Below are 19,938 nucleotides of genomic sequence, written 5' to 3'. Positions count from 1 at the left end.
GCCCGCTCCATGACCACGGTCGAGGCCCGCGCCGGCGCGGGCCTCGCCGCCCCGGCGATCGTGTACTTCGTGCTCTTCTGGGCACTGCCCGCGCTCGCCGCCCTGTACCTGAGCTTCACCTCCTACGACCTCTCCGGCACCCCTCAATGGGTCGGGCTCGACAACTACCGCGAGATGGTGACGAGCGACGAGTTCTGGAGCAGCGCGGGGGTGACCCTGCTGTACACGGTCTTCGCCGTGGGCCCGACGATCGTGATCGCTCTGGTCGTGGCCGTGCCGCTGGCCAAACCCGGGCGGTTCCGGGCCTGGCTGCGCGGGCTGATCTTCATTCCCGCGGTGATGCCGCTGGTCGGCGCCACCGTACTGTGGCAGGTGATCTACTCGACCGGCGGCCTGGCCGACGCGCTCGCCCGCGCGGCCGGGGTCGGCGCCCGCCCGTGGCTCACGGACTCCGACTACGCCATCTGGGCGCTGCTCGTGATGGTCATCTGGAAGTACGTCGGCCTGTACGTGATCATCTTCGTCGCCGGGCTGCAGGCCCTGCCGGCCAACGTCTTCGAGGCCGCGGCCATCGACGGCGCCCGCACGCTGCGTACCTTCTTCCTGGTCACCGTGCCGCTGCTGCGCCGCACCTTCACCTTCGTGATCGTGGTGGCGGTCACCGGGGCCATGCAGTCCTTCGTGCCCGCCTACCTGCTCACCAAGGGCGGACCGGTCAACGCCACCCAGGTGCTGCCGTTGTACCTGTACAACAACGCGTTCTCCTACTCCCGGTTCGGCTATGCCTCCGCGATCGCGATCGTCCTGCTGGTGGTGCTGCTGATCTTCGCCTTCACCCAGTTCACGTTGGTCAGGAGTGACGAGGAATGAGAATCGGCCGGTCGCTCACCGCCGTGGCGCTCGTCGGCTTCGTGGCGCTGATGCTGCTCCCGCTCTACTCCATGGTCGTGCTCGCGTCCGCGCCGGACGACGGCGACCTGTCCGGGCTCGGGTTCCACGGGTTCGCGCTGTTCGACAACATCGGCCAGATCATGACCGACGGCCGCTTCCCGCGCTACCTGATGAACAGCGTCCTGATCGCGTCGGCGGTCTCCGTGCTCGACGTGGCGATCTCGGCGGCCGCCGGGTACGCGCTGGCCCGGCTGCGCTTCCCCGGCCGGGCCGCCCTGCTCAACCTGGTGGTCGTCGCGCTGTCCCTGACCCCGGCGGTCGTCATGATCCCGGTGTTCGTGATGCTCAGCGAGATCGGGTGGCTCAACAGCTATCAGGGCCTGATCGCGCCGTTCGCCGCCAGCGCGCTCGGCGTCTTCCTGGTCCGGCAGTTCGCGCTGGGCATCCCCGTGCAGATGCTGCACGCCGCGCGGGTGGACGGCGCCGGCGAACTGCGCATCTTCCTCCGCATCGCCGTACCGCTGCTGCGACCGGCCCTGCTCACCGTCCTGCTGCTGCAGTTCCTCGCCCAGTGGGACAACCTGATCTGGCCCCTGATCGCGGCCAGCGAGCAGGACCTGTGGACACTGCCGCTCGCGCTGTCGTCCTTCGAAGGTGAGCACGGGATCGTCTACCACCTGCAGACCGCGGCGGCGCTCATCTCGATCCTGCCCCCGCTCGTCCTGTTCTCTTTCCTGCAGCGTTACTACGTCTCGGGCCTCACTCTCGGAGGAGTCAAAAGATGACCGACGGCATCCGCGTCGAGCAGGTCACCAAGCGCTACGGCCAGCAGGTGCTGTTCGCCGACATCGACCTGCACGTCCAGGACGGGGAGTTCCTGGTGATCGTCGGTCCGTCCGGGTGCGGGAAGTCCACGCTGATGCGCATCGTCGCCGGCATCGAGCCGGTCAGCTCCGGCCGGGTGACCGTGGGCGGGCGGGACGTCACCCACGCCCACCCCGGCGACCGCGGGATCGGCATGGTCTTCCAGGACTACGCCCTTTACCCGCATCTGAGCGTCGAGGGCAACCTGGCGTTCGGGCTGCGCGCCCACCGCGTGCCGAAAGACGTCATCCGGCAGCGGATCGCCGACACCGGCGCGGCCCTCGGGCTCACCGACCAACTCAAGAAGCGGCCCGGGCAGCTCTCCGGCGGCCAGCGCCAGCGGGTCGCGCTCGGCCGCGCCATGATCCGGGAGCCGGCCGCGTACCTCATGGACGAGCCGCTGTCCAACCTGGACGCCGCGTTGCGCGTGCAGATGCGCGCGGAGCTCATCGAGTTCCACCGCCGCACCGAGGGCACGGTTCTGTACGTGACGCACGACCAGGTCGAGGCCATGACCATGGGAGATCGGGTGGCGGTGCTCAACGAGGGCGAGTTCGCGCAGATCGGCACCCCGAGCGAGATCTACGAGAGACCGGCCACCGTGTTCGTCGCCACGTTCCTCGGCAGCCCCCGGATGAACCTGCTCGACGCCACCGTGCACCCGTCCGAGGAGGAAGTGGAGCTGACCAGCGGCGAGCTGAAGTGGCGGCTGCCGCGCAAGGGGCTGCCGGCGGACCTGCCGGAGTCGGTGCGGATCGGCTTCCGGCCTGAGTCGGTCCACACGCGCGTCGACGACGGGACGCCCGCCTATCCGCTGGCGGCGACCGTGTCGTACCGGGAGAACCTCGGCAACGAGAGCATCCTCCACCTGCGCGACAGCACCGGACGAGCCATCGTCGCCCGCCTCCCGCCCCGTACCGGACCGCGCGACGGAGAGCCCGCGACCTTCCAGGTGCCGCTCACCGATCTTCACCTCTTCGGCCCGGATGGGCGGGCGTGCTGGCACGGCATCGAACTCGCCGCCGACGGCCAGCCGCTACCGTGGTCGGCATGACCGCTGGGCGCGCGTCGGCGACGAACCTGAGTACGCTCATCGCCGTCCTTGAGAACCGGATCCTGACCGGAGGCTGGGCCCCCGGGGTCCGCCTGCCGTCCGAACGCGATCTGGCGACCGAGTTCGCCGTCAGCCGTCCCGTCATCCGGGAGGCGCTCAAGGCTCTGCAGGAACGCGGGCTCGTCGAGGTCTCGCCGAAACGCGGCAGCTTCGTCCGCCACTACACGGCCGAGAACCTGATGCGACCGATGAACCTCGCGGCCCGCGCGGCGGGCGTCACCGCCCGGCAGCTCATGCGCGCCCGCGTCATGCTGGAGACCGAGGCCGCCGGCCTGGCCGCGACCAACGCCACCAAGCAGGACCGCACCGACCTGCTGCGCATCCACCAGCTCTTCGCCCAGCCGGGCAACCTGCACGCCAGGGCCCGCGTCGACCTCACCTTCCACGAGACCATCGCCAGGGCCTCCGGCAACCCGGTCATCCACATGATGTTCACCGCGATCCAGGACCTCGCCTACGGCCTGATGCTGCGCAGCCTCAGCGACCGCGAGGTCCGCGCCGCCGGCGAACCCCTGCACACCGTGATCCTGGAACACATCCTCGACCGCGACCCGGACGGCGCCCGCGAGGCGATGCGACGGCACCTCGACCTCGCCGAGGAGCTCTACGGCCCAGACCTGGACACCAACCTGGCCGAAGTCGTCGAACACCAGCTCGCGGCCCCCTTGGCCGAGACCCCGTTCGGCGACAACCTACCGGCGGACCCCACCCTCGTCTGACTCCCTGGAGCATCACCGCGTGACCCGCAGGGCCCATTCGACCGAGTCGGGGGCCTGAACACGGATACTCAGCGCCTTCTTGGACTTGAGATCGAGCTTGTTCAGGGTCGGAGTAAGCGAGTTCGCCAAGCAGGTCAACGGCATGTTCACCACCGACTCCACGATGATCTCCGCCTTTCCCGCCCCTCGGCAGTCGAACAGCACCCAGACGCTCCCCTTACCGCCGGGGATGACACCGACCTGGCGAGATCCCTTGGCCGGCCCGGCGGTAAGCAGGGATGTGGTGCCCACCTCCATACTCGGCACCCGCAGCGAACCGGACTCAGCCGGCGGAGATGTACTCGCTTCGGTCTGGGATGGATCGCCCGGCGAGGCGGCGCTCCGTGGTGATGACCGGGCCTCCGGAGGCACGGGCGTGCAGGCAGCCAGCGTACAGGCCACGATGAGAGACGCTATGACGGGCGCCGGCTGCCGGATTCTCATATCCACCTCGAAGATCGAAGTGATGATGGTGGGCGCGCATTCAGGCGTCCAAGACGCTACGACGCGGGGAACAGTTCCGGTAGGGCGGTTCTGGCGAGCGGGCGGAGCCGCTCGGCGTGCTCCTCCTCTACCGAGCGGTACGGCCAGCGAACCCGGGTGCCGATGTCCGCCCAGCCGCCGACGTGGGCGAGGAACTTGTCGAGCGCCGGGTTGGCGTAGCCCTCGGAGGCGAGCGGCTGGACATGCTCGGCGAAGAACAGGCCGATCCGGCGTTCCACCTCGCGCGCCGCCACCGGATCGGTGCGCATCAGATGCTGCCAGGCCATGGCGCCGCTCGGGCTGAACGCCGCGATGTTGGAGTAAGACCCCGCCGCACCCAGTTCCATGCCGGTGGCCAAGGTGTGCCCCGCCACGAACAGCGGCAGACCGGCCGCCTCGGTCCGCATCTGGCGATACCAACCCGCGTCGCCGCCCGCGACCTTCACCCCGACCAGCGCGGGGACCTGGGCGGCCAGCATGCCGAAGTCGGCGGGCGTGAGGCGGGTCTTGGCGTGCGGCGGGTTGTACAGCACCAGCGGCACGGGGTCGGCGACCTCGGCGACCCGCTCCAGGAAGGCCACCACCTCGGCCCGCGATGGTGGCGCCCAGTCAGGCAGGATCACCTGGATGGCCCCTGGCCGGAGCTCGCGGGCCAGCTCCACCCGTCGCAGGCACGTGGTGGCGCTCATGTGACTGGCGCCTATCTGATTCGGCAGGCCGGCGCAACGCTCCGCGAGCAGCTCGTTGACCTGCTGGTATTCCTCGTCGGTTATCGCGTGGAACTCTCCCGCCGTGCCGTGGGCGTACACGCCGTCCAGGCCTGCGGCGGCCAGCCGGTCCAGTTCGTCGGCCAGCCGGGCGAAGTCGATGGAGTCGTCGGAACGGAGTGGCAGCAGAGCGGTCCCCCACGTGCCACCGAGGGACTTTCGCGTAAGAAAGGACGGCATAGATCGAAATATAGGCACGGCAGCGCTGCGCGACCGAACCACTGGACTCACAGCGTCAGAGAGATCCAGGATGTGTGGTGTGACGGCGGGGACAGCGGCGGCCGGCAGGGATGAGCCCTGAGGCGCTGAGGCGATGGGTGGACGACGCCGGGCCCGTCGCGACACGTCACGGACACGGTGCCGTGGCGGAGCCCGCCGCCCCGCCGACCGGCCTGACCGTCGAGGACTGCGTGGGCGCGGGCTTTCGCTCGTACGGCAGATACCTGAGGCGTTCCCGCGCGGGCGTCACGTTCCGCGTCTACTTCTCCGCGGACACGCGGCACCAGGCCGTGCTGCTCGAAGCGCGCCGCGGCCGGCGCGGGACGCTGCTGTGGATCGACGGCCGCCGCGCGCCGACGCCGGTCGCTCTCGACGGCGCCGTCAAGACCGCGTCCTTGGCGCACTGGCTGGAGCACCGCTTCACCACAAGGACCTTGGGCGACGGGGAGGATCCGGCGCGTGCCCTGTCGATGTGGGCGTGGATGGGCGAGGCCGGGCGCATCGCGGCGCGCGGCCGGGACGGATGGACGCAGACGTACCCGGACCTGCCGGCAGGGATGACGCCCGCCGACTACCGGGAGCTCGGCTTCGAGTTCTCGGACGAGCGGTGCGCGTTCAACTACCTCGACGAGACGGGTAAGAGCACGATCCGTCTCGTTTTCTCCCCCGACCTCCGGCATCAAGCCTTGCTGCTCCAGGGACCGAACTGGATCGGCGCCCTGCTCTGGGTCGACGGCGAGCCAGTGCCGGTGCCGTGTGACCCGGACATGGGCCCGCTGTGCGAGCAGTTCGCCGAATGGCTCGACGACCGCTTCGTCCATACCGAGATCGGCGGCCTGTGGGACCATCCGCGGTACGATCCGACCAAGATCAATCTGCTCGGTAACGTACGCGGACTGCTGATCTGGGACGCGTCGAAACGTCTGCGGCGCGTTGAGCTTCCCCTCCCGACCGAGGCGTGGCGGAGCCCGATACTGCTGGCGTCGGGCGACTCGTGGCGCATCTATCCGGATGGTGAGGCGTACCAGCAGGATCACCCCGACCGCGTGCTGCCGATCCCCCGCTGAGACAAGCGGAGCAGGAGGTCGTCAGCCCACGCCGACCGTCGACAGGGTGGATCCGGTACGCGTCTTGGAGACCTTGAGCTGGGCCGGGACCCGGGAGCGGAGCTCGGCGACGTGGCTGATGATGCCGACCGCCCGGCCTCCGTCACGCAGCCCGTCGAGGATGTCCAGTACGCCGTCCAGCGTGTCCTCGTCGAGCGTGCCGAAGCCTTCGTCCACGAAGAGCGTGCCGATCTCCGCCCCGCCGGCTTCGGCGGTGACGACGTCGGCCAGGCCGAGCGCGAGGGCGAGGGACGTGATGAAGCTCTCCCCGCCCGACAGTGTGGCCGGATCGCGATCGACGCCCGTCCACCCGTCGGCCACCCGCAACCCCAGCCCGCCCCCGGAACGCCCTCTGGCCCCGGCCGTCTTCCGCAGGTCGTGCCGGAGCAGGTAACGTCCGGCCGACATGTGGTCGAGGCGCTCGTTGGCGGCGTCGACCACCTGCCGGAGCCGTTCGCCGAGCACGAACGACGACAGGCTCATGCTCCACTGGTTGTCGCTCGACGTACCGCTGGCCAGCGCCGCCAGCCGCTCGGCCAGCCGATGCCGGTCGGCGGCGGGCTGCCAGCGGTCGATGCACGCCGCCAGTTCGGCGCCCAGCTCGGCCACTCGCCGTTCACGCTGTTCGGCCTGGTCCCGGGCCGATGCCAGCGCTGTGTGCGCCCGCTCCGCCTCCTCGCGTGCCGCCTCGGCGACGGCCAGGTCGGGTACGTCCTGCTGTGCGGCGGCGACCAGCTCGGGATCGGCCAGCGTGCTGGTCACGGCCGCGTGCTGCGCGTCGAGTCGCCGCAGCAGCTCGGCCTTGCTCTCCCGCTCGTACTCGCTCCTGGCGGCGCTCTCCACATCGGCGACGTCGTCGAACCCCGCCTCCAGAGCCGCCCGCCCGGCCGCCTCCACCGCCCTGACCCGTTCAGCCTCGGCGGCGACGGCTGCCTGCGTGGCGTCAAGGGCCTCCCGCAGCAGCTCTGCCTCGTCGTTCAGCCTGGACAGGCGGGCTGTGAGCGTCGAGTCGTCGCCGCGCGCGCTGTCGAGCCGCGCGGTCAGGCGTCCGGCGTCGCCGCTGAGCTCCTCTTGTCTGGTACGGCCGGCCGCGAGGCGGGCGCTCAGGCGGCGGACTCGCTCTTCCAGCGCCACCCGCTCCTGGCCGAGCCCGGCGGCCTCCCGCGCCAGCCCGGCCTCCAACCCGGCCGACGCCCGCAGCCTCTCCAGCTCCTTCTCGGCCACCGCCAACACGGCGGGCGCCAGCTCGGGCCCGATCTCCGCTCCCCGGCCGTCACCTGGAACCGTCTCCTCAGAGGCGGCACCTCGCTCGGCCCGAGCCCGCGCCGAGACGTCGGACCCATCTTCCGCCCCGCCATCGCCGACCGAAACCGCCTCGCCAGAGGCCACACCCCGGTCGGTCCGGCCCTGCGCTGAGCCGTCAGCTTCGTCCTCTGTCCGGAGATCGACTCGGGAGTCGGACTGGGCGGACCCCGTGGGGCGACCGGTGGCGGTGCCCAAGCGGCCGGTGTCGGTGGTGGGGACGTAGGTGTCGAGGAGGCCGCTCTGGATCAGGCGGGTGACGAGGCGGGTGCGTTCGGCCTGGAAGTGAGTGCGGTGGGTGCGGTGGGCCGTGAGGAGTTCGCCGAGGTCGCGGGACTGGTCGCGGACGCGTTCGCGTTCCGTTTCGATGTGGTCCAGTTCGGCGGCCAGGGCGGGCTCGCGTTCGGCGATCGCCTCCAGGCGGGCCAGTTGTTCCTGTGCCTGGAGCGTCGCGGACTCCGCCGTGGCGGGGTCGAGGCCGCCTGCGGCTGACACGGCGTCGGTGTGGCGGGATTCGAGGGAGGCGAGTGCGCGTTCGGCCGCCTCTCGTTCGGACAGGGCCGCTTCGTGGGCGCTCTCCGCCGCCTGCTCGTCGTCGGCGCTGGGGGCGCTGGGGGCGGGTGAGGCCGGGTGAGGGTGCTGGTCGGAGCCGCATACGGCGCACGGGCTGCCGTCGGACAGGTCGCGTGCCAGTTCGGCGGCCATGCCGTCGATGCGTGCCTGCCGTACGTCCAGCCAGTGTTCGCGCAGGCCCTGCGCCCGGTCCACGAGGGACTGGTGCGCGGCGGCGGCCGACTCCAGCTCGGCGGCGAGGGTCTCACCGCGGTGGGCGGCATCTCGTACGGCCTTGGCGGCTTCCAGTGTCGCGACGGCGGCGGGGATGGCGGCCGCCTCGGCCCGTACCTCGGACAGGCGGGTGTTGACGTCGGCCAGCCGGGCGGGCAGTTCCGCGTCGGCGGCGGCCACCTCGGCCTCCCGCTGGGTCAGCCCGTCGAGCTCCGTGGCCAGCCTGGACAGCTCCCGGTCGACGCCGATCAGCTCGGCCGCCGCGGTCCGTACGGCCTCGGCCGCCGGGATTCTGGCGGCGTCCAGCCGGGCCTGGGCCAGCTTCCGTTCGGCCTCTGCTACGAGCGCGGGCAGGGCGGCGAGCCGGGTGGCGGCGGACTCGTCCTCGGCGGCCAGGCCGGTCAGCTCCTGCTCGACGCGCTGGAGGTCCCGCCGGACCACCAGCAGCCTGGCCTCCTCGGTGAGCAGCTCGGACAGGCGGGCGATCTCCGCCTGCCGGTCGCGTTCCATGGCGCGGAGCCGCTCGGGCTCGACCCATCCGACCAGATTCGCCCGCCGAGGCAGCGCCCGCGAGCCGCTCTCCTCGTCTGAGGGTGTGTGGGAGGGGTCGGTGAGTGGCCAGTCAACGGGGTAGGCCGCGGGCGTGGGGGTGGAGGCGGCTGCGGGCGAGCCTTCGCGCGGCCGGTCAAGGCGGTACGCGGCGGGGGCCTGGGCAGAGGAGATGGCGGACGCGTCGTCGTCGGAGGGGGCGGTGGGCGCAGAGGAAGAACGAGATGCGGGCGTTGGGGTGGTTTTCAGGAGGGGGTGGGCGCGGGCGACGGCGTCGGTGGCCAGGGCGTGGGCCTTGGCGGCGGCTTCGGCGCGCTGGCGGGCGGCTCGGATGAGCGGGAGTACGCGGTCCGCGCGGGCGGCGTCGTCGAGGATGGCCTGGAGTTCGGCGCGTTCTTCGGCTCGCTCGTCGAGGGTGCGGCGCAATGTCAGGGCTTCGGCGTGGCGGCGTTGGCGGTCGGCCAGCGACGTCGCCTGCTCGAAGCGGGAACGCGCCGAACGCAGCGCGTGCCCCGCCGTCTCGTGTTGGCCGGTGGTACGGACGACGACGGCGCGGGCGGCAGCGAGCAGCGCTCCGGCCCACCCGAGCGGGTCGGTGTCCGCATCGGGCGGCTCTGCGTCGGAACCGGGCGGGACGGTGCCGGAGCCAGGCGAGCCGGTGTCGGGAGCCGACGGGGCGGCTGCCCTCCGCTCCGACCGATGGCTGCCGGGAGTGTCCGGGCCAGCGGACGGGTCTGCGGGCAGATCGAAAAGGGCGCCTGCAGACGGCAGAGCGGCGCCCGGGGTGGGAGTGCTTGGCGCGGCACCGTCCATTGCGGCAGCACCCGGCACGGCACCACCCGGTGCCGGAACACCGGTGACGGCAGCGTCCGAGCCGGCAGCCTCCGTGACTGCGTCCGGCGCGGTGATGGCGGTCGGCGTGAGGTCGCCCGCTGCCTCCTCCAGGCGCTGGATCGCGAAGTCCACCTGCTGTCGCAGCTCCTGCTGCTCCCGCCAGGCCGTCTTGCGGTGTTCGGCCAGCCAGGACTCCGTCTGGGTGAACACCTTCACGGTGAACAGCCGCTCCAGCAGCCGCCGCCGGTCATCCCCATCGGCCCGCAGGAACCTGGCGAAGTCGCCCTGCGGCAGCATCGCGACCTGGCAGAACTGGTCGGCGTTCATGCCGAGCAGCCCGCCCACCAGGTCTCCTGCCTCGTCGGAGCGGGTCGTCAGGCCGTGCCAGGAGGAGCCGGCCCGTTCCTCGACGATGACCTTGGCCTTCTCCTCGGTGAATCCGGACCCGCGCAGCTTGGGCCGCTGCCACACCGGCGAACGCTGGATGCGCAGTAAACGGCCGCGCACCGACACCTCGAGCGAGACCGAGGGCCCGACGGACGGCGGGGCGTGGTCGCAGCGCAGCGCGCGGGCGCTGTTGCGCTGGCCCGGAACCTGGCCGTAGAGGGCGAAGCAGAGGGCGTCGAGGATCGTGGTCTTGCCCGCACCCGTCGGTCCGTGGACGAGGAAGAGGCCCGCCTCGGTCAGCGCGTCGAAGTCGACCGTCTCCGAACCGGGGAAGGACCCGAAGGCCGTGAGCGAGAGCCGGTGCGGCCGCATCTACGCCATCGTCTCCTTCACCCGGGATGCCTCGATCGCCTGTCTTAGCAGGTCTTCCTCGTCAGGTGCGGCAGGCTCGCCGCGTACCTCCCGGACGAAATCGAGCGCCACGTCCGCCTCGGGGCGCCCGCTGAGCCGTGCGGGCTGGGCGGCGGGAGCGCCGCCTGCGGGCTCGAAGGAGAGGGCGAGGGTGTGGGGGAAGCGGGCGCGCAGCCGGTCCATGGCGGATTTGGGGCGGATTGGGTCGGTCAGGACGACCTGGAGCCAATGGTCTTCCAAGGCGTCATATTCCGGAAATGTCAGGAGATCCTCCAGCAGGCCACGCAGGCGGCCGACCGGGCGGGGCACGGGCGCGGGTACGAAGTCGACGGTGGAGGCGGTCGAGCCGAGCGTGACCAGCCACGACCCCTTCTTCTGGTTGACCTCCGAGAAGGAGTAGGCCAGGGGCGAGCCGGAGTAGCGGACCGTCTCCGACATCCGCTGGCGGCCGTGCAGGTGGCCGAGCGCGACGTAGTCGACCCCGTCGAACGCCGACAGCGGCACGTGCGCCACCCCGCCCACGCTGATGTCGCGCTCGCTGTCGCTGGCCTCTCCCCCGGTGACGAAGGCGTGGGCCAGGACGACGGACTGGCGGTGTCGCACGGCGTCGGCTCGTACGTGCGCCATGGCGTGGGACAGCGCGGCGGTGTGGCTGCGGTCGGGCAGCTCCCAGGGACCGCGGACCAGCTCGGGCTCCAGGTAGGGGATGCCGTAGAAGGCGACGTCGTCCACGACGATCGGCTCCCAGGCGCGGGACGGGTCGGTGCGCAGGTGGACTCCGGCGGCGTCGATCAGGTCGGCGCCGAACCCGAGCCGCCGCGCCGAGTCGTGGTTGCCGCTGATGAGCACGGTGCGGGCGCCGGTGCCCATCAGACGGCGCAGCGCGTCGCCGCACAGCGCGACCGCGTCGACCGGCGGCAGGGCGCGGTCGTAGACGTCACCCGACACCACCACCACGTCGACCCGCTCGGCACGCACCGTCTCGATCAGATGGTCGACGAACGCGGCCTGGCCCTCGAGCAGGCTCTCGCGATGGAACGATCGCCCCAGGTGCCAGTCGGAGGTGTGCAGGATCCGCATTCGCAGGAAGCTAACAGTTCCCACCGACAAATGTGGTCCCCTGGGTCACAGAACACGGGAGTAGGCTGAAAGATCAGCGGGCAAATCACCCACATGGGGAGGCCGATGCGCACTGGCCGTGGCACCTTGAGCGTCGCCGCCGGTTTGGTCCTGGTGGCCCTTGCGTCGGTCGGCTACGTTCTGCCACCCGCGTTCAACCCTCCGCCGCTCCAGGCGGATCATACGATGCAGGCACTCCCGCCCCAGCCCGCGAGCGAGCTGCGACCCGTCGCCGCGGTGGATCCCGTACGGCGTCAGGAGATCTCGATCCCGGCGGAGGGCCAGACACTGTTCGGAACGGTCCGCGCGCCGATGACGCCGGGACGGCATCCGGCGATGGTGTTCGTGTCGGGGTCGGGCAACGGCTCGCGGACCGAGTTCACGCCGCAGGCGGAGTTCCTGGCCAAGGCGGGCGTGGTGACGCTGGCGTTCGACAAGCGGACGGTCGGCTACAACTTCCGCGACCGGGACTTCGGGCTGCTCGCGGACGACGCGCTGCGCATGGTGGAGTATCTGCGTACGCGCCCCGACGTGGACCCCCAGCGCACCGGGCTGTGGGGGGTCAGCGAGGGCGGCTGGGTGGTGCCCATCGCGGCGGCCAAGAGCCTCGACGTGGGGTTCACGGTGCTGGTGTCCTCGCCGAACGTGTCCCCGCTCAGGCAGGTGGCCTGGGCGCTGAACGAGCAGTTGCAGCGCCTGCACGCGCCGATCGGCGTGCGCGACCTGCTGACCAGGGCGATGGGCGGGGTGGGCTTCGACTTCCTGCGCTATGACGCGCGGCCCGCGCTGCGTCAGATCACGCAGCCGGTGCTGGCGTTCTACGGGACGATGGACCCGTCCATCCCGTTCGTGGAGTCCAGCCAGTCCCTGATCACCTCGCTCAAGGTGGCGGGCAACGACCAGTACACGGTCCGCTTCATGGACAAGGCCGACCACGCCATGCGGATCAACGGCGGCCCGTTCGCGCACGGCTACCTGGAGACGCTGGCGAACTGGATCATCGGCCTGCCCGGCACGGCGCGGCCCGCCGTGCACGTGGCGGGCGCGACGCCGGTGCAGCGCTTCGAGGCCAGCGACGTCCCGGCCGCTCCGTGGTACGCGGGCGGCACGATGCTGGGGCTGACGATCTGCCTGGCCGCCGTCGGCTACGTGGCCGGTCCCGTCGCCGCGATGGTCGTGCGCCTGCGCGGCCGTCGGCAGACTCCCGCCGACACGAACGCCCGGCTCTGGCCGCCGATCAGGCGCCGGTTGCGCCGGATGGCGTGGACCGGGCTGGGGTTGCTGGCCTCGGTGGTGGCGTTCATCACGGTGCTGGTGCTGTTCTCGGTGAACCAGGCGGGGGCCTGGCCCGCCGTGCTGGCCGGCTGGCTGGTGGTGCGCCTGCTGGCCGTGCTCATGCTGGTGCAGGAGGTCACGGCGGTCGCGGCGGTCGTGGCGGGGCTGCGTGAGGGCATGCGGCCGAGTCGCTGGCAGCACGTGGCGATCGCGGGCGTGCTCGGTGGTACGGGGCTGCTGCTGGTGGCCGCGGCCTATTACGGCTTGTTCGCCTTCCCCTGGTGATCCTGGTGATCCTGGTAGACGAAGGCGTTCAGCCAGCGGTCGATCTCGGCGAAGACCCGCTCGCGCACCGGCTCGGCCGACAGCACCAGGTCGTGCATGCCGTCGGGGATGCGCACGCAGGTGACGTGCGGGCCGACGGCGGTGGCCCAGCGGGCGATATGGCGGGGATCGAGTACGGTGTCCGCCGAGCGGGCTTCCGGGACGAAGTCGCGGATCCGTAGTCCCGTGGCCGAGGCGAGCACGAGCACCGGCACGTCCACGGCCAGCCCGGCGTGCAGCCGCCGCTGCGCCCTGCGGATGGCGGCCAGCCAGGTGGCGTGCACGGAGAAGCCGCCGAGCGGCTTGAGCTCCAGGTCGTAGTCCCATTCACCCTGTTCGGTGCGGTGCAGGCTCTGGCCGTACGCGACGCTCACACCCAGCGGCAGCGCCCGGCTGGAGTACGACAGCGGCGTCTTGAGCAGGTCGGCGGCGAGACGGAGCGGCGCGGGCACGTTCAGGTCGAAGAACGGGCTGTTGAGCACGAGCCCCTGCACCAGGCCCCGGCCGCGGACGCGGTCGGCCCACAGGGAGGCGACCAGGCCGCCGGTCGAGTGGGCGTTGATGGTCAGCTCGTCGTGGTCCTGCCTGATGACCCGGACGGCTTCGTCGATCTCGGGGAAGTATTCGGTGACGCTCCTGACCAGGCCCCTGGTCTGGTGCGGCAGCAGCGACCTGCCGTATTTCCGCAGGTCGAGGGCGAAGAAGTCGACGCCGCGGCCGACGTAGTGGTCGGCGAGGTGGTCCTGGAAGAAGTAGTCGGTGAAGCCATGGAGGTAGAGCACCGCCCTGCGGGAACCGGCTCGTCTGGAGATCAGCGTCGCCACGACGTCGCCTTCGAAGTCGGGCGGCATGGCCAGAACGGTGGTGTCGTACATGTTAGCCACCATAAGGATTTACCGGCCATGTCGGCACACCGTCTGGCAGGTCCTCACTGATCTTCATCGGGAACTCGGCCGGCCGTTTCTCCAGGAACGCCGTCACCCCTTCCACGGTGTCGGGCGCGGACCCGAGCTCGGCCATCAGCCGGGAGTCCGCCGCGTGCGCCTCCCACGGCGACGAGGCCGACAGCCCCGACCACATCAGCCGGCGGATCGCGGCGACCGACACGGCGGAGGTGTTGCCGGCGATCTCCCGGCCGAGCGCGTAGGCGGCGGGCAGCAGCTCCTCGGCGGGCAGCACGCGGGACACGAGACCTCCCGCCAGCGCCTCGGACGCGGGGAACACCCGCCCGGTGGCGGCCCACTCCATGGCCTGCGCGATGCCGACGAGCCTGGGCAGGAACCAGCTCGACGCGGCCTCGGTGACGATCCCCCTGCGGGCGAAGACGAAGCCGAACTTGGCGGTGTCGGCGGCGAGCCTGATGTCCATCGGCAGCGTCATCGTGACGCCCACGCCCACGGCGGGGCCGTTGATGGCGCCGATGACCGGCTTGAGCGACCGGGCGATACGCAGCGCGACCGTGCCGCCACCATCACGCGGTGAACCCTCCACCAGCTCGCCAGGCTCCCGGTGACTGAAGGTGTCACCGCCGCCGCTCAGATCGGCCCCGGCGCAGAAGGCCCGGCCCGCGCCGGTGACCACGACGGCGCGTACCTCGTCATCGTCATCCGCGAGGTCAAAAGCCTTTACCAACTCTCCGCGCATCGTAAAGGTGAACGCGTTGAGCCGTTCGGGACGCTTCAATGTGATCGTGGCGATCCGGTCCGTCACGCCGTACTCGATCTGGGAGAAGGACATGTACCGAATCTTATTCGGCTACTAATGTTCACTCTCCCCTCGAGACATATTTCGTATTCTGTCCATAGGCTGCCGCCTCGATTCGGCCTACGGTGAAGTTCGCGGGGAAACGGGGATGGCGTGAGGCAGGCAACTAAACCGGTGCGGGCATGGGCGGTTCTCGGCTGGCTGGCGCTCGCCGTGATCGCGCCGGGAGCGGCGCATCTGCGCGCCGGGTGGCGTAAGACGGGGCTGACACTGCTCGGCTGTTACGCGGCCGGTCTGCTCGCGTTGCTCGCCGTCCGGCTGAGCACCGACAACCTGCTGGGCGAGCTGCAGGAGAACAGCTGGCTGACGGGGGTGGCCGCCGGCGCCGCCGTGCTCGGGGTGGCATGGTTCGCCCTGATCGTCCACTCGTTCATCGTGCTGCGGCCCGGCGGCCTGCCGCAGAGCGGCCAGATTCTGGCGGGCACCTTCGCGGGACTGCTCGCCGTCGTGGTCGTGCTGCCGTTCGGGGTGGGCGCGAACTTCGTCTGGACGTATCGGCAGGCGCTCAACGACATCTTCGTGAACGACGGCAGCGCCGACGGCGCCCCCGACCCGCAGGCCGGGGAGAAGATCCGCCCCGAGGATCCGTGGGCGGGCCGCACCAGGGTGAACATCCTGCTGCTCGGCGGCGACGCCGACGACAACAGGATCGGCGTGCGCACCGACAGCATGAACCTGGCCACCATCGACGTGAAGACCGGCAACACCGTGCTGGTCAGCCTGCCGCGCAACCTGGAGAACGTACGGTTCCGGCCGGGCACGCCGATGGCCCAGCACTTCCCGAACGGGTTCCGGCTGCCGCCCGATCCCGGCGGTGGCCGCAGCGACCTGCTCAACAGCGTCTGGGAGTACGCCGACGCGCATCCGGAGATCTTCGGCGGCAAGCAGCACCAGGGCCCCCGGGTGCTGATGGACACGATCGGCTACACGCTCGGGCTCAAGGTCGACTGGTACGCGCTGGTCAACATGTGGGGGTTCGCCCGGCTGATCGACGCGATCGGCGGGGTCCGGATCACGGTCGAGCAGGACGTGGTGTTCGGCAAGTACAACGAGGGCCTGGTCAAGGCGGGCACGCGCAAGCTGAAGGGCGCCGATGCGATGTGGTACGCCCGCTCGCGCACCTTCAGCGATGACTTCACGCGGATGCGCCGTCAGCGCTGCGTGATCGGCGCGCTGCTCGACCAGGCCGATCCGGCGACGGTGCTGACCCGGTTCAACAAGATCGCGTTCGCCACCAAGGAGCTGATCAAGACCGACATCCCGCGGCCGATGCTCAAGCACCTGGTGCCGCTGGCGCTGACCGTCAAGAACGCCAAGGTGACGAGCGTCCAGTTCGTACCGCCGCTGATCAGCACCGCCTACCCCGACTGGGCGAAGATCCGCACCATCACCGAGAAGGCCATCCGCGACTCCGCGGCCAGCCGTCCCGTCGCGGCCACGGCCTCCGCGGCGCCCTCTTCGTCGCCGTCGCCGTCGAAGTCGCCGTCGAAGGCTCCCAAGAAGCCGAAAGAGAGCGACCCCACCAAGACCCTTACCGAGGGCTGCGGCTCGGCGTGACGATCCGGCCGACCGGCGCGCCACCGCCGAGCACGGCCACGCTCTCGAACGCGGCGGCCGAGGACACCTCGCAGCCCATCTCGCGGAGCACGGCCAGGGCGATGACCGTGGTGGCGCGCGGGCTGCCGTCGATGACCTTGACCGCGACCGAGTGCCCGGAGGCCGTCCCCACGACCAGCACCCCTTCCGCGCCGCCCTTGGCCAAGGAGCCGGGCAGGGCACGCATGAGCTCGGTGTTCTGGTGGCCGGTCCCGCCGACGTACTCGGGGTGCTCGCGCATAGCGTCGGCGACCTGGCGGGGCGCGCTGCCCGGCGCGGCGAGCACGAGCGCCTGCACGGCCCGCGCCAGGCCGGTCAGCGAGAGCCCGAACACCGGCGCCCCGCAGCCGTCCACGGCCACGTGGGCGACCTTCTCCCCCGCCAGGTCCTCGGTGATCGAGCGCACCTTGCGCTGCACCGGGTGCTCGGCGGCCAGGTAGGAGTCCACGTCCCAGTCGTTGGCCACTGCGGCGGCCAGCATCGCGGCGTGCTTGCCCGAGCAGTTCATCCGCTCGCGGGAGACGCCCTGGCCCTGCCTGATCAGCGCGTGCAGGGTGGCCTCGTCCTCCGGCCAGGTCGCCGGGCAGCCGAGCGCCCCGAAGTCCAGGCCGTAGTCGGCCAGCAGCTCGCCGACCAGCCGTACGTGGAAGTCCTCGCCCGTGTGACTGCCCGCGGCGATCGCCAGGCTCGGTCCGGCAAGGGCGGCGCCCGCGACGAGGCAGGCGAGCGCCTGGAACGGCTTGCCCGACGAGCGGGGCAGCACCGGCGCGTCCACCCGGCCGAGCGCGACCTCGGGCTTACCCGACGGGTCCAGGCCGACGGCGCTGCCGCAGTGGACGCTCTCGACGAACCCGGAGCGCACGACCTCGGCGAGGAGGGCGAGTTCAGGCACGGGTGAATCTCCTTCGGGGGATGCCGGGGCCCGCTCGCCGGCGGGCCTCCAGCGTACGGGCCAGTTTGGACAGCGACGCGTTGACCACCAGGTAGACCAGCGCGACGACGAGGTAGGTCTGGATGAGGTAGCCGTTGTACGCGGCCAGGACCTTGCCGCTGTAGAGCAGCTCGGCGTAGCTGACCACGTATCCGAGCGCGGTGTCCTTGAGCAGCCCGACCGACTGGCTGACGATCGAGGGCAGCACCCGGCGGGCGGCCTGCGGCAGCACGATCAGGCGCATGGCCTGGCCGTGGGTGAGGCCGATCGCCAGGCCCGCCTCGCCCTGGCCGCGCTCGATGGAGCGGATCCCGGCGCGGAAGATCTCGGCGAACGCCGCCGCGTTCGACACCGACAGCGGCACCACGAGCTTCCAGAACAGCGGCAGGTCCAGCCCGTACTTCGGCAGCGCGAACAGCACCACGTACACCAGCAGCAGGGCCGGGATGGTCCTGACCACCTCGACGTAGCCGGCGGCGGGGACGCGCAGGAAACGGTGGCGTGACAGCCGGCCCAGGGCCAGCACCAGCCCGAACGCCATCGCCAGCGCGGCCGAGACGACCGCGGCCAGCGCGGTGGACCACAGTCCTGTCAGGAGATATCGCCACATGGGCCAGGTGGCGTACGGCTGCCAGCGCGCGGCGTCGAGCTGCCCGTTGGCGGCGAACTGCCGGACCGCCAGCGCGAGCAGCGCCAGGGCGGCGAGCGTGCCGACGACGGTCGCGATCCGGATGCGCCGCCGCGCCCGAGGGCCCGGCTCGTCGAACAGAGCGGTACTCATCGCAGGATCACCAGTCGTCGTTCGAGGCGCCCGGTCACGAAGCCCGCGCAGGCGGCGATCAGCGCGTACGCCGCGCCCGCGCCGACGAAGATCGGGATGGGCTGGGCTTCGAGGAGGTTCACCCGGTTCGCCGCCGCGGTCAGGTCGACGACGCCGACGGCCGCCGCGAGGGCGGTGTTCATGGTGAGCGCGATGAAGATGTTGCCGATCGGCTGCACCACCGTACGCAGCGCCTGCGGCAGGATGACGTGCCGCAGCGACTGGGCGAACGTCAGCCCGATCGCGCGGGCCGCCTCGCCCTGCCCCTTGGCCACCGAGTTCACGCCGGACCGCAGCGCCTCGCCGATGTAGGCGGCCTCGTACACGGCGATCACCGCGATGGCCGTCACCCGCAGGTCTGCCTGGATCCCGATCTCCGGCAGGCCGAAGAACGCCAGGACGAGCAGGACCAGCAGCGGCAGGTTCTGGAAGGTCTCCACGTAGGCGGTGCCGAGGGCGCGCAGCACTCGCACCGGGCTCACCCGCAGGGCGGTGACCAGCACGCCCAGCACCGCCGCGCCGAGGAACGACGCGGCGGTGAGCTGGAACGTCACGAGCAGTCCCTGCCACAGCTCGGGCAGGTGGTCGAGGAGCACGGACATCAGGACCCCGGCACGGAACCGATCTGGGGCGGCTGCGGAGCATCGCCCACGACGACCGTGCCGATGGAGTTCTTCCAGATCTTCTGCCAGGCCCCGGCGTCCTGCATCTTCTTCAGCCAGGCGTTGGTGAACGTCTTGAACTGCTCGTCACCGTGCTTGAGCCCGATGCCGTACGGGTCGACGGTGAAGGGCTTGGTGACGATCTGGATCGACGGGTCCTTCTTGGCGTCGGCGATCAGCAGCGTCTCGTCCTGGACGTAGGCGACGCCGCGGTCCTGCTTGAGCGCCTGAAGGCATTCCGGGTCGCTGCCGAACGTGATGATCTCGGCCTGCGGCGCGAACTTCTTGATCGCCGGGATGGCCGGCGTGTTCGCACCCGCGAGGACCTTCTTGCCGTTCAGGTCCTCGGGCTTGGCGATGCCCGTCGCGCCCTTCTTCACCGCGATGGTCAGACCGGAGGTGTAGTAGGGCCCGGCGAACGCGACCTGCTTCGCCCGTTCCGGCGTGATCGTGTACGTCTGGAAGACGACGTCCACGGTGCCGTTGGCGAGCAGCGCCTCGCGGGTCTCCGAGGCCGAGTTGACGATCTTCACCTTGGGCTGGCCGATGATGTACTTCGCCAGTGCCTTGCCCAGATCGGCGTCGAAGCCCTCGATCTCGCCGGTGGCCGGGTTCTGCTGGGAGAGCAGCGGCGCGTCCAGCGAGCCGCCGACGATCAGCTCGCCGCGCTGCTTGATCTTCTCCATGGTGGAGCCGGGCAGGATGTCCGCGGCGGCGGCGACAGGTGCCTGCGCGAGCACGTCATCCTTCGCCGTGGCCTGTTCCGGTACGGCTCCGGGTACGGCGGGGCTGCTCGTCTCGCCGCAGGCCGCCAGGCCTAACAGGGAAACGGCGACGGCAGCGACCAGTCTCTTCATTGAGCATCCACTTCCTTCGAAATCGAAGATGAAGCGGAACGTAGTGGGAGATTTCGTACTAAGTCAATACGTTGCCGCAGGAAGTCTGGACATGGTATTCCTCTCACATGGATCAGCGG

General features: G+C 70.8%; 17 protein-coding genes. 7 read left to right on the top strand and 10 right to left on the bottom strand.

Translation table 11 applies throughout. The features are described 5' to 3' along the window. Positions 1-9: 9 nt before the first annotated feature. From ACGFNP_RS28100 to ACGFNP_RS28085, 4 genes are read left to right on the top strand one after another with little or no spacing between them, the layout of a single operon-like run. Positions 10-870 (top strand): carbohydrate ABC transporter permease, encoded by an 861-nt coding sequence (locus tag ACGFNP_RS28100; RefSeq protein ID WP_219536305.1) that lies wholly within the window; start codon positions 10-12, stop codon positions 868-870. Continuing rightward, positions 867-1,676 carry a carbohydrate ABC transporter permease gene (locus ACGFNP_RS28095; protein ID WP_358313478.1) on the top strand — a complete coding sequence of 270 codons (810 nt, stop codon included), beginning with the start codon at positions 867-869 and terminating at the stop codon, positions 1,674-1,676. The genes ACGFNP_RS28100 and ACGFNP_RS28095 overlap by 4 nt, the downstream gene beginning before the upstream one ends. Continuing rightward, on the top strand, positions 1,673-2,809 hold the full coding sequence (locus ACGFNP_RS28090; protein ID WP_358313481.1) for an ABC transporter ATP-binding protein: 1,137 nt from the start codon (positions 1,673-1,675) through the stop codon (positions 2,807-2,809). Before ACGFNP_RS28095 ends, ACGFNP_RS28090 begins: the two co-directional genes overlap by 4 nt. Further along, positions 2,806-3,588, top strand: coding sequence for a FadR/GntR family transcriptional regulator (locus ACGFNP_RS28085; protein WP_358313484.1), 783 nt, complete (start codon positions 2,806-2,808; stop codon positions 3,586-3,588). Before ACGFNP_RS28090 ends, ACGFNP_RS28085 begins: the two co-directional genes overlap by 4 nt. A gap of 12 nt (positions 3,589-3,600) precedes the next feature. Here ACGFNP_RS28085 and ACGFNP_RS28080 read toward each other — a convergent pair whose 3' ends face one another. After that, positions 3,601-3,879: a hypothetical protein gene (locus ACGFNP_RS28080; protein ID WP_358313486.1), complete on the bottom strand. Its 279-nt coding sequence runs from the start codon at positions 3,877-3,879 to the stop codon at positions 3,601-3,603. 248 nt (positions 3,880-4,127) lie between these two features. Then, positions 4,128-5,057 carry a dihydrodipicolinate synthase family protein gene (locus ACGFNP_RS28075; protein WP_358313489.1) on the bottom strand — a complete coding sequence of 310 codons (930 nt, stop codon included), beginning with the start codon at positions 5,055-5,057 and terminating at the stop codon, positions 4,128-4,130. Positions 5,058-5,239: 182 nt separating this feature from the next. On the opposite strand from ACGFNP_RS28075, the gene ACGFNP_RS28070 reads away from it, so the two are divergent. After that, positions 5,240-6,163, top strand: a complete 924-nt coding sequence (locus tag ACGFNP_RS28070) for a hypothetical protein (protein ID WP_393323907.1) — start codon at positions 5,240-5,242, stop codon at positions 6,161-6,163. 21 nt (positions 6,164-6,184) lie between these two features. On the opposite strand, the gene ACGFNP_RS28065 is transcribed toward ACGFNP_RS28070, so the two are convergent. After that, positions 6,185-10,432 (bottom strand): AAA family ATPase, encoded by a 4,248-nt coding sequence (locus ACGFNP_RS28065; RefSeq protein ID WP_393323904.1) that lies wholly within the window; start codon positions 10,430-10,432, stop codon positions 6,185-6,187. Beyond that, on the bottom strand, positions 10,433-11,551 hold the full coding sequence (locus ACGFNP_RS28060) for an exonuclease SbcCD subunit D (protein ID WP_358313499.1): 1,119 nt from the start codon (positions 11,549-11,551) through the stop codon (positions 10,433-10,435). A gap of 105 nt (positions 11,552-11,656) precedes the next feature. Between ACGFNP_RS28060 and ACGFNP_RS28055 the strand changes: the two genes are divergently transcribed. Beyond that, a complete protein-coding gene (locus ACGFNP_RS28055; protein ID WP_358313502.1) occupies positions 11,657-13,150 on the top strand; it encodes a prolyl oligopeptidase family serine peptidase in 1,494 nt (497 codons plus the stop codon). Here ACGFNP_RS28055 and ACGFNP_RS28050 read toward each other — a convergent pair. Both ACGFNP_RS28050 and ACGFNP_RS28045 read right to left on the bottom strand, forming a co-directional pair. Next, positions 13,123-14,064, bottom strand: coding sequence for an alpha/beta hydrolase (locus tag ACGFNP_RS28050; protein ID WP_358313505.1), 942 nt, complete (start codon positions 14,062-14,064; stop codon positions 13,123-13,125). The two genes, ACGFNP_RS28055 and ACGFNP_RS28050, sit on opposite strands and share 28 nt — an antisense overlap. A 1-nt stretch (position 14,065) precedes the next feature. Continuing rightward, positions 14,066-14,926, bottom strand: coding sequence for a crotonase/enoyl-CoA hydratase family protein (locus tag ACGFNP_RS28045; protein WP_358313508.1), 861 nt, complete (start codon positions 14,924-14,926; stop codon positions 14,066-14,068). Between the two features lie 120 nt (positions 14,927-15,046). Between ACGFNP_RS28045 and ACGFNP_RS28040 the strand changes: the two genes are divergently transcribed. Further along, the gene (locus ACGFNP_RS28040) at positions 15,047-16,510 is read left to right on the top strand and encodes an LCP family protein (RefSeq protein WP_358313511.1); all 1,464 of its coding nucleotides are present in this window, start codon (positions 15,047-15,049) and stop codon (positions 16,508-16,510) included. Here ACGFNP_RS28040 and ACGFNP_RS28035 read toward each other — a convergent pair. The 4 genes from ACGFNP_RS28035 to ACGFNP_RS28020 are packed head-to-tail and all read right to left on the bottom strand — an operon-like array spanning position 16,485 to position 19,819. Further along, entirely contained in the window at positions 16,485-17,441 is a 957-nt protein-coding gene (locus ACGFNP_RS28035) for an asparaginase (protein ID WP_393323894.1), read from the bottom strand. The two genes, ACGFNP_RS28040 and ACGFNP_RS28035, sit on opposite strands and share 26 nt — an antisense overlap. Continuing rightward, positions 17,434-18,261, bottom strand: a complete 828-nt coding sequence (locus ACGFNP_RS28030; RefSeq protein ID WP_393323891.1) for an amino acid ABC transporter permease — start codon at positions 18,259-18,261, stop codon at positions 17,434-17,436. Before ACGFNP_RS28030 ends, ACGFNP_RS28035 begins: the two co-directional genes overlap by 8 nt. Continuing rightward, entirely contained in the window at positions 18,258-18,902 is a 645-nt protein-coding gene (locus ACGFNP_RS28025; protein WP_219536288.1) for an amino acid ABC transporter permease, read from the bottom strand. The genes ACGFNP_RS28030 and ACGFNP_RS28025 overlap by 4 nt, the downstream gene beginning before the upstream one ends. Then, the gene (locus ACGFNP_RS28020) at positions 18,902-19,819 is read right to left on the bottom strand and encodes a glutamate ABC transporter substrate-binding protein (RefSeq protein ID WP_358313521.1); all 918 of its coding nucleotides are present in this window, start codon (positions 19,817-19,819) and stop codon (positions 18,902-18,904) included. The genes ACGFNP_RS28025 and ACGFNP_RS28020 overlap by 1 nt, the downstream gene beginning before the upstream one ends. Positions 19,820-19,938 lie beyond the last annotated feature (119 nt).

Source organism: Nonomuraea sp. NPDC049269, from assembly GCF_043197155.1.
Lineage (GTDB): Bacteria > Actinomycetota > Actinomycetes > Streptosporangiales > Streptosporangiaceae > Nonomuraea.
This window is presented reverse-complemented; position numbering and strand designations above follow the sequence as displayed.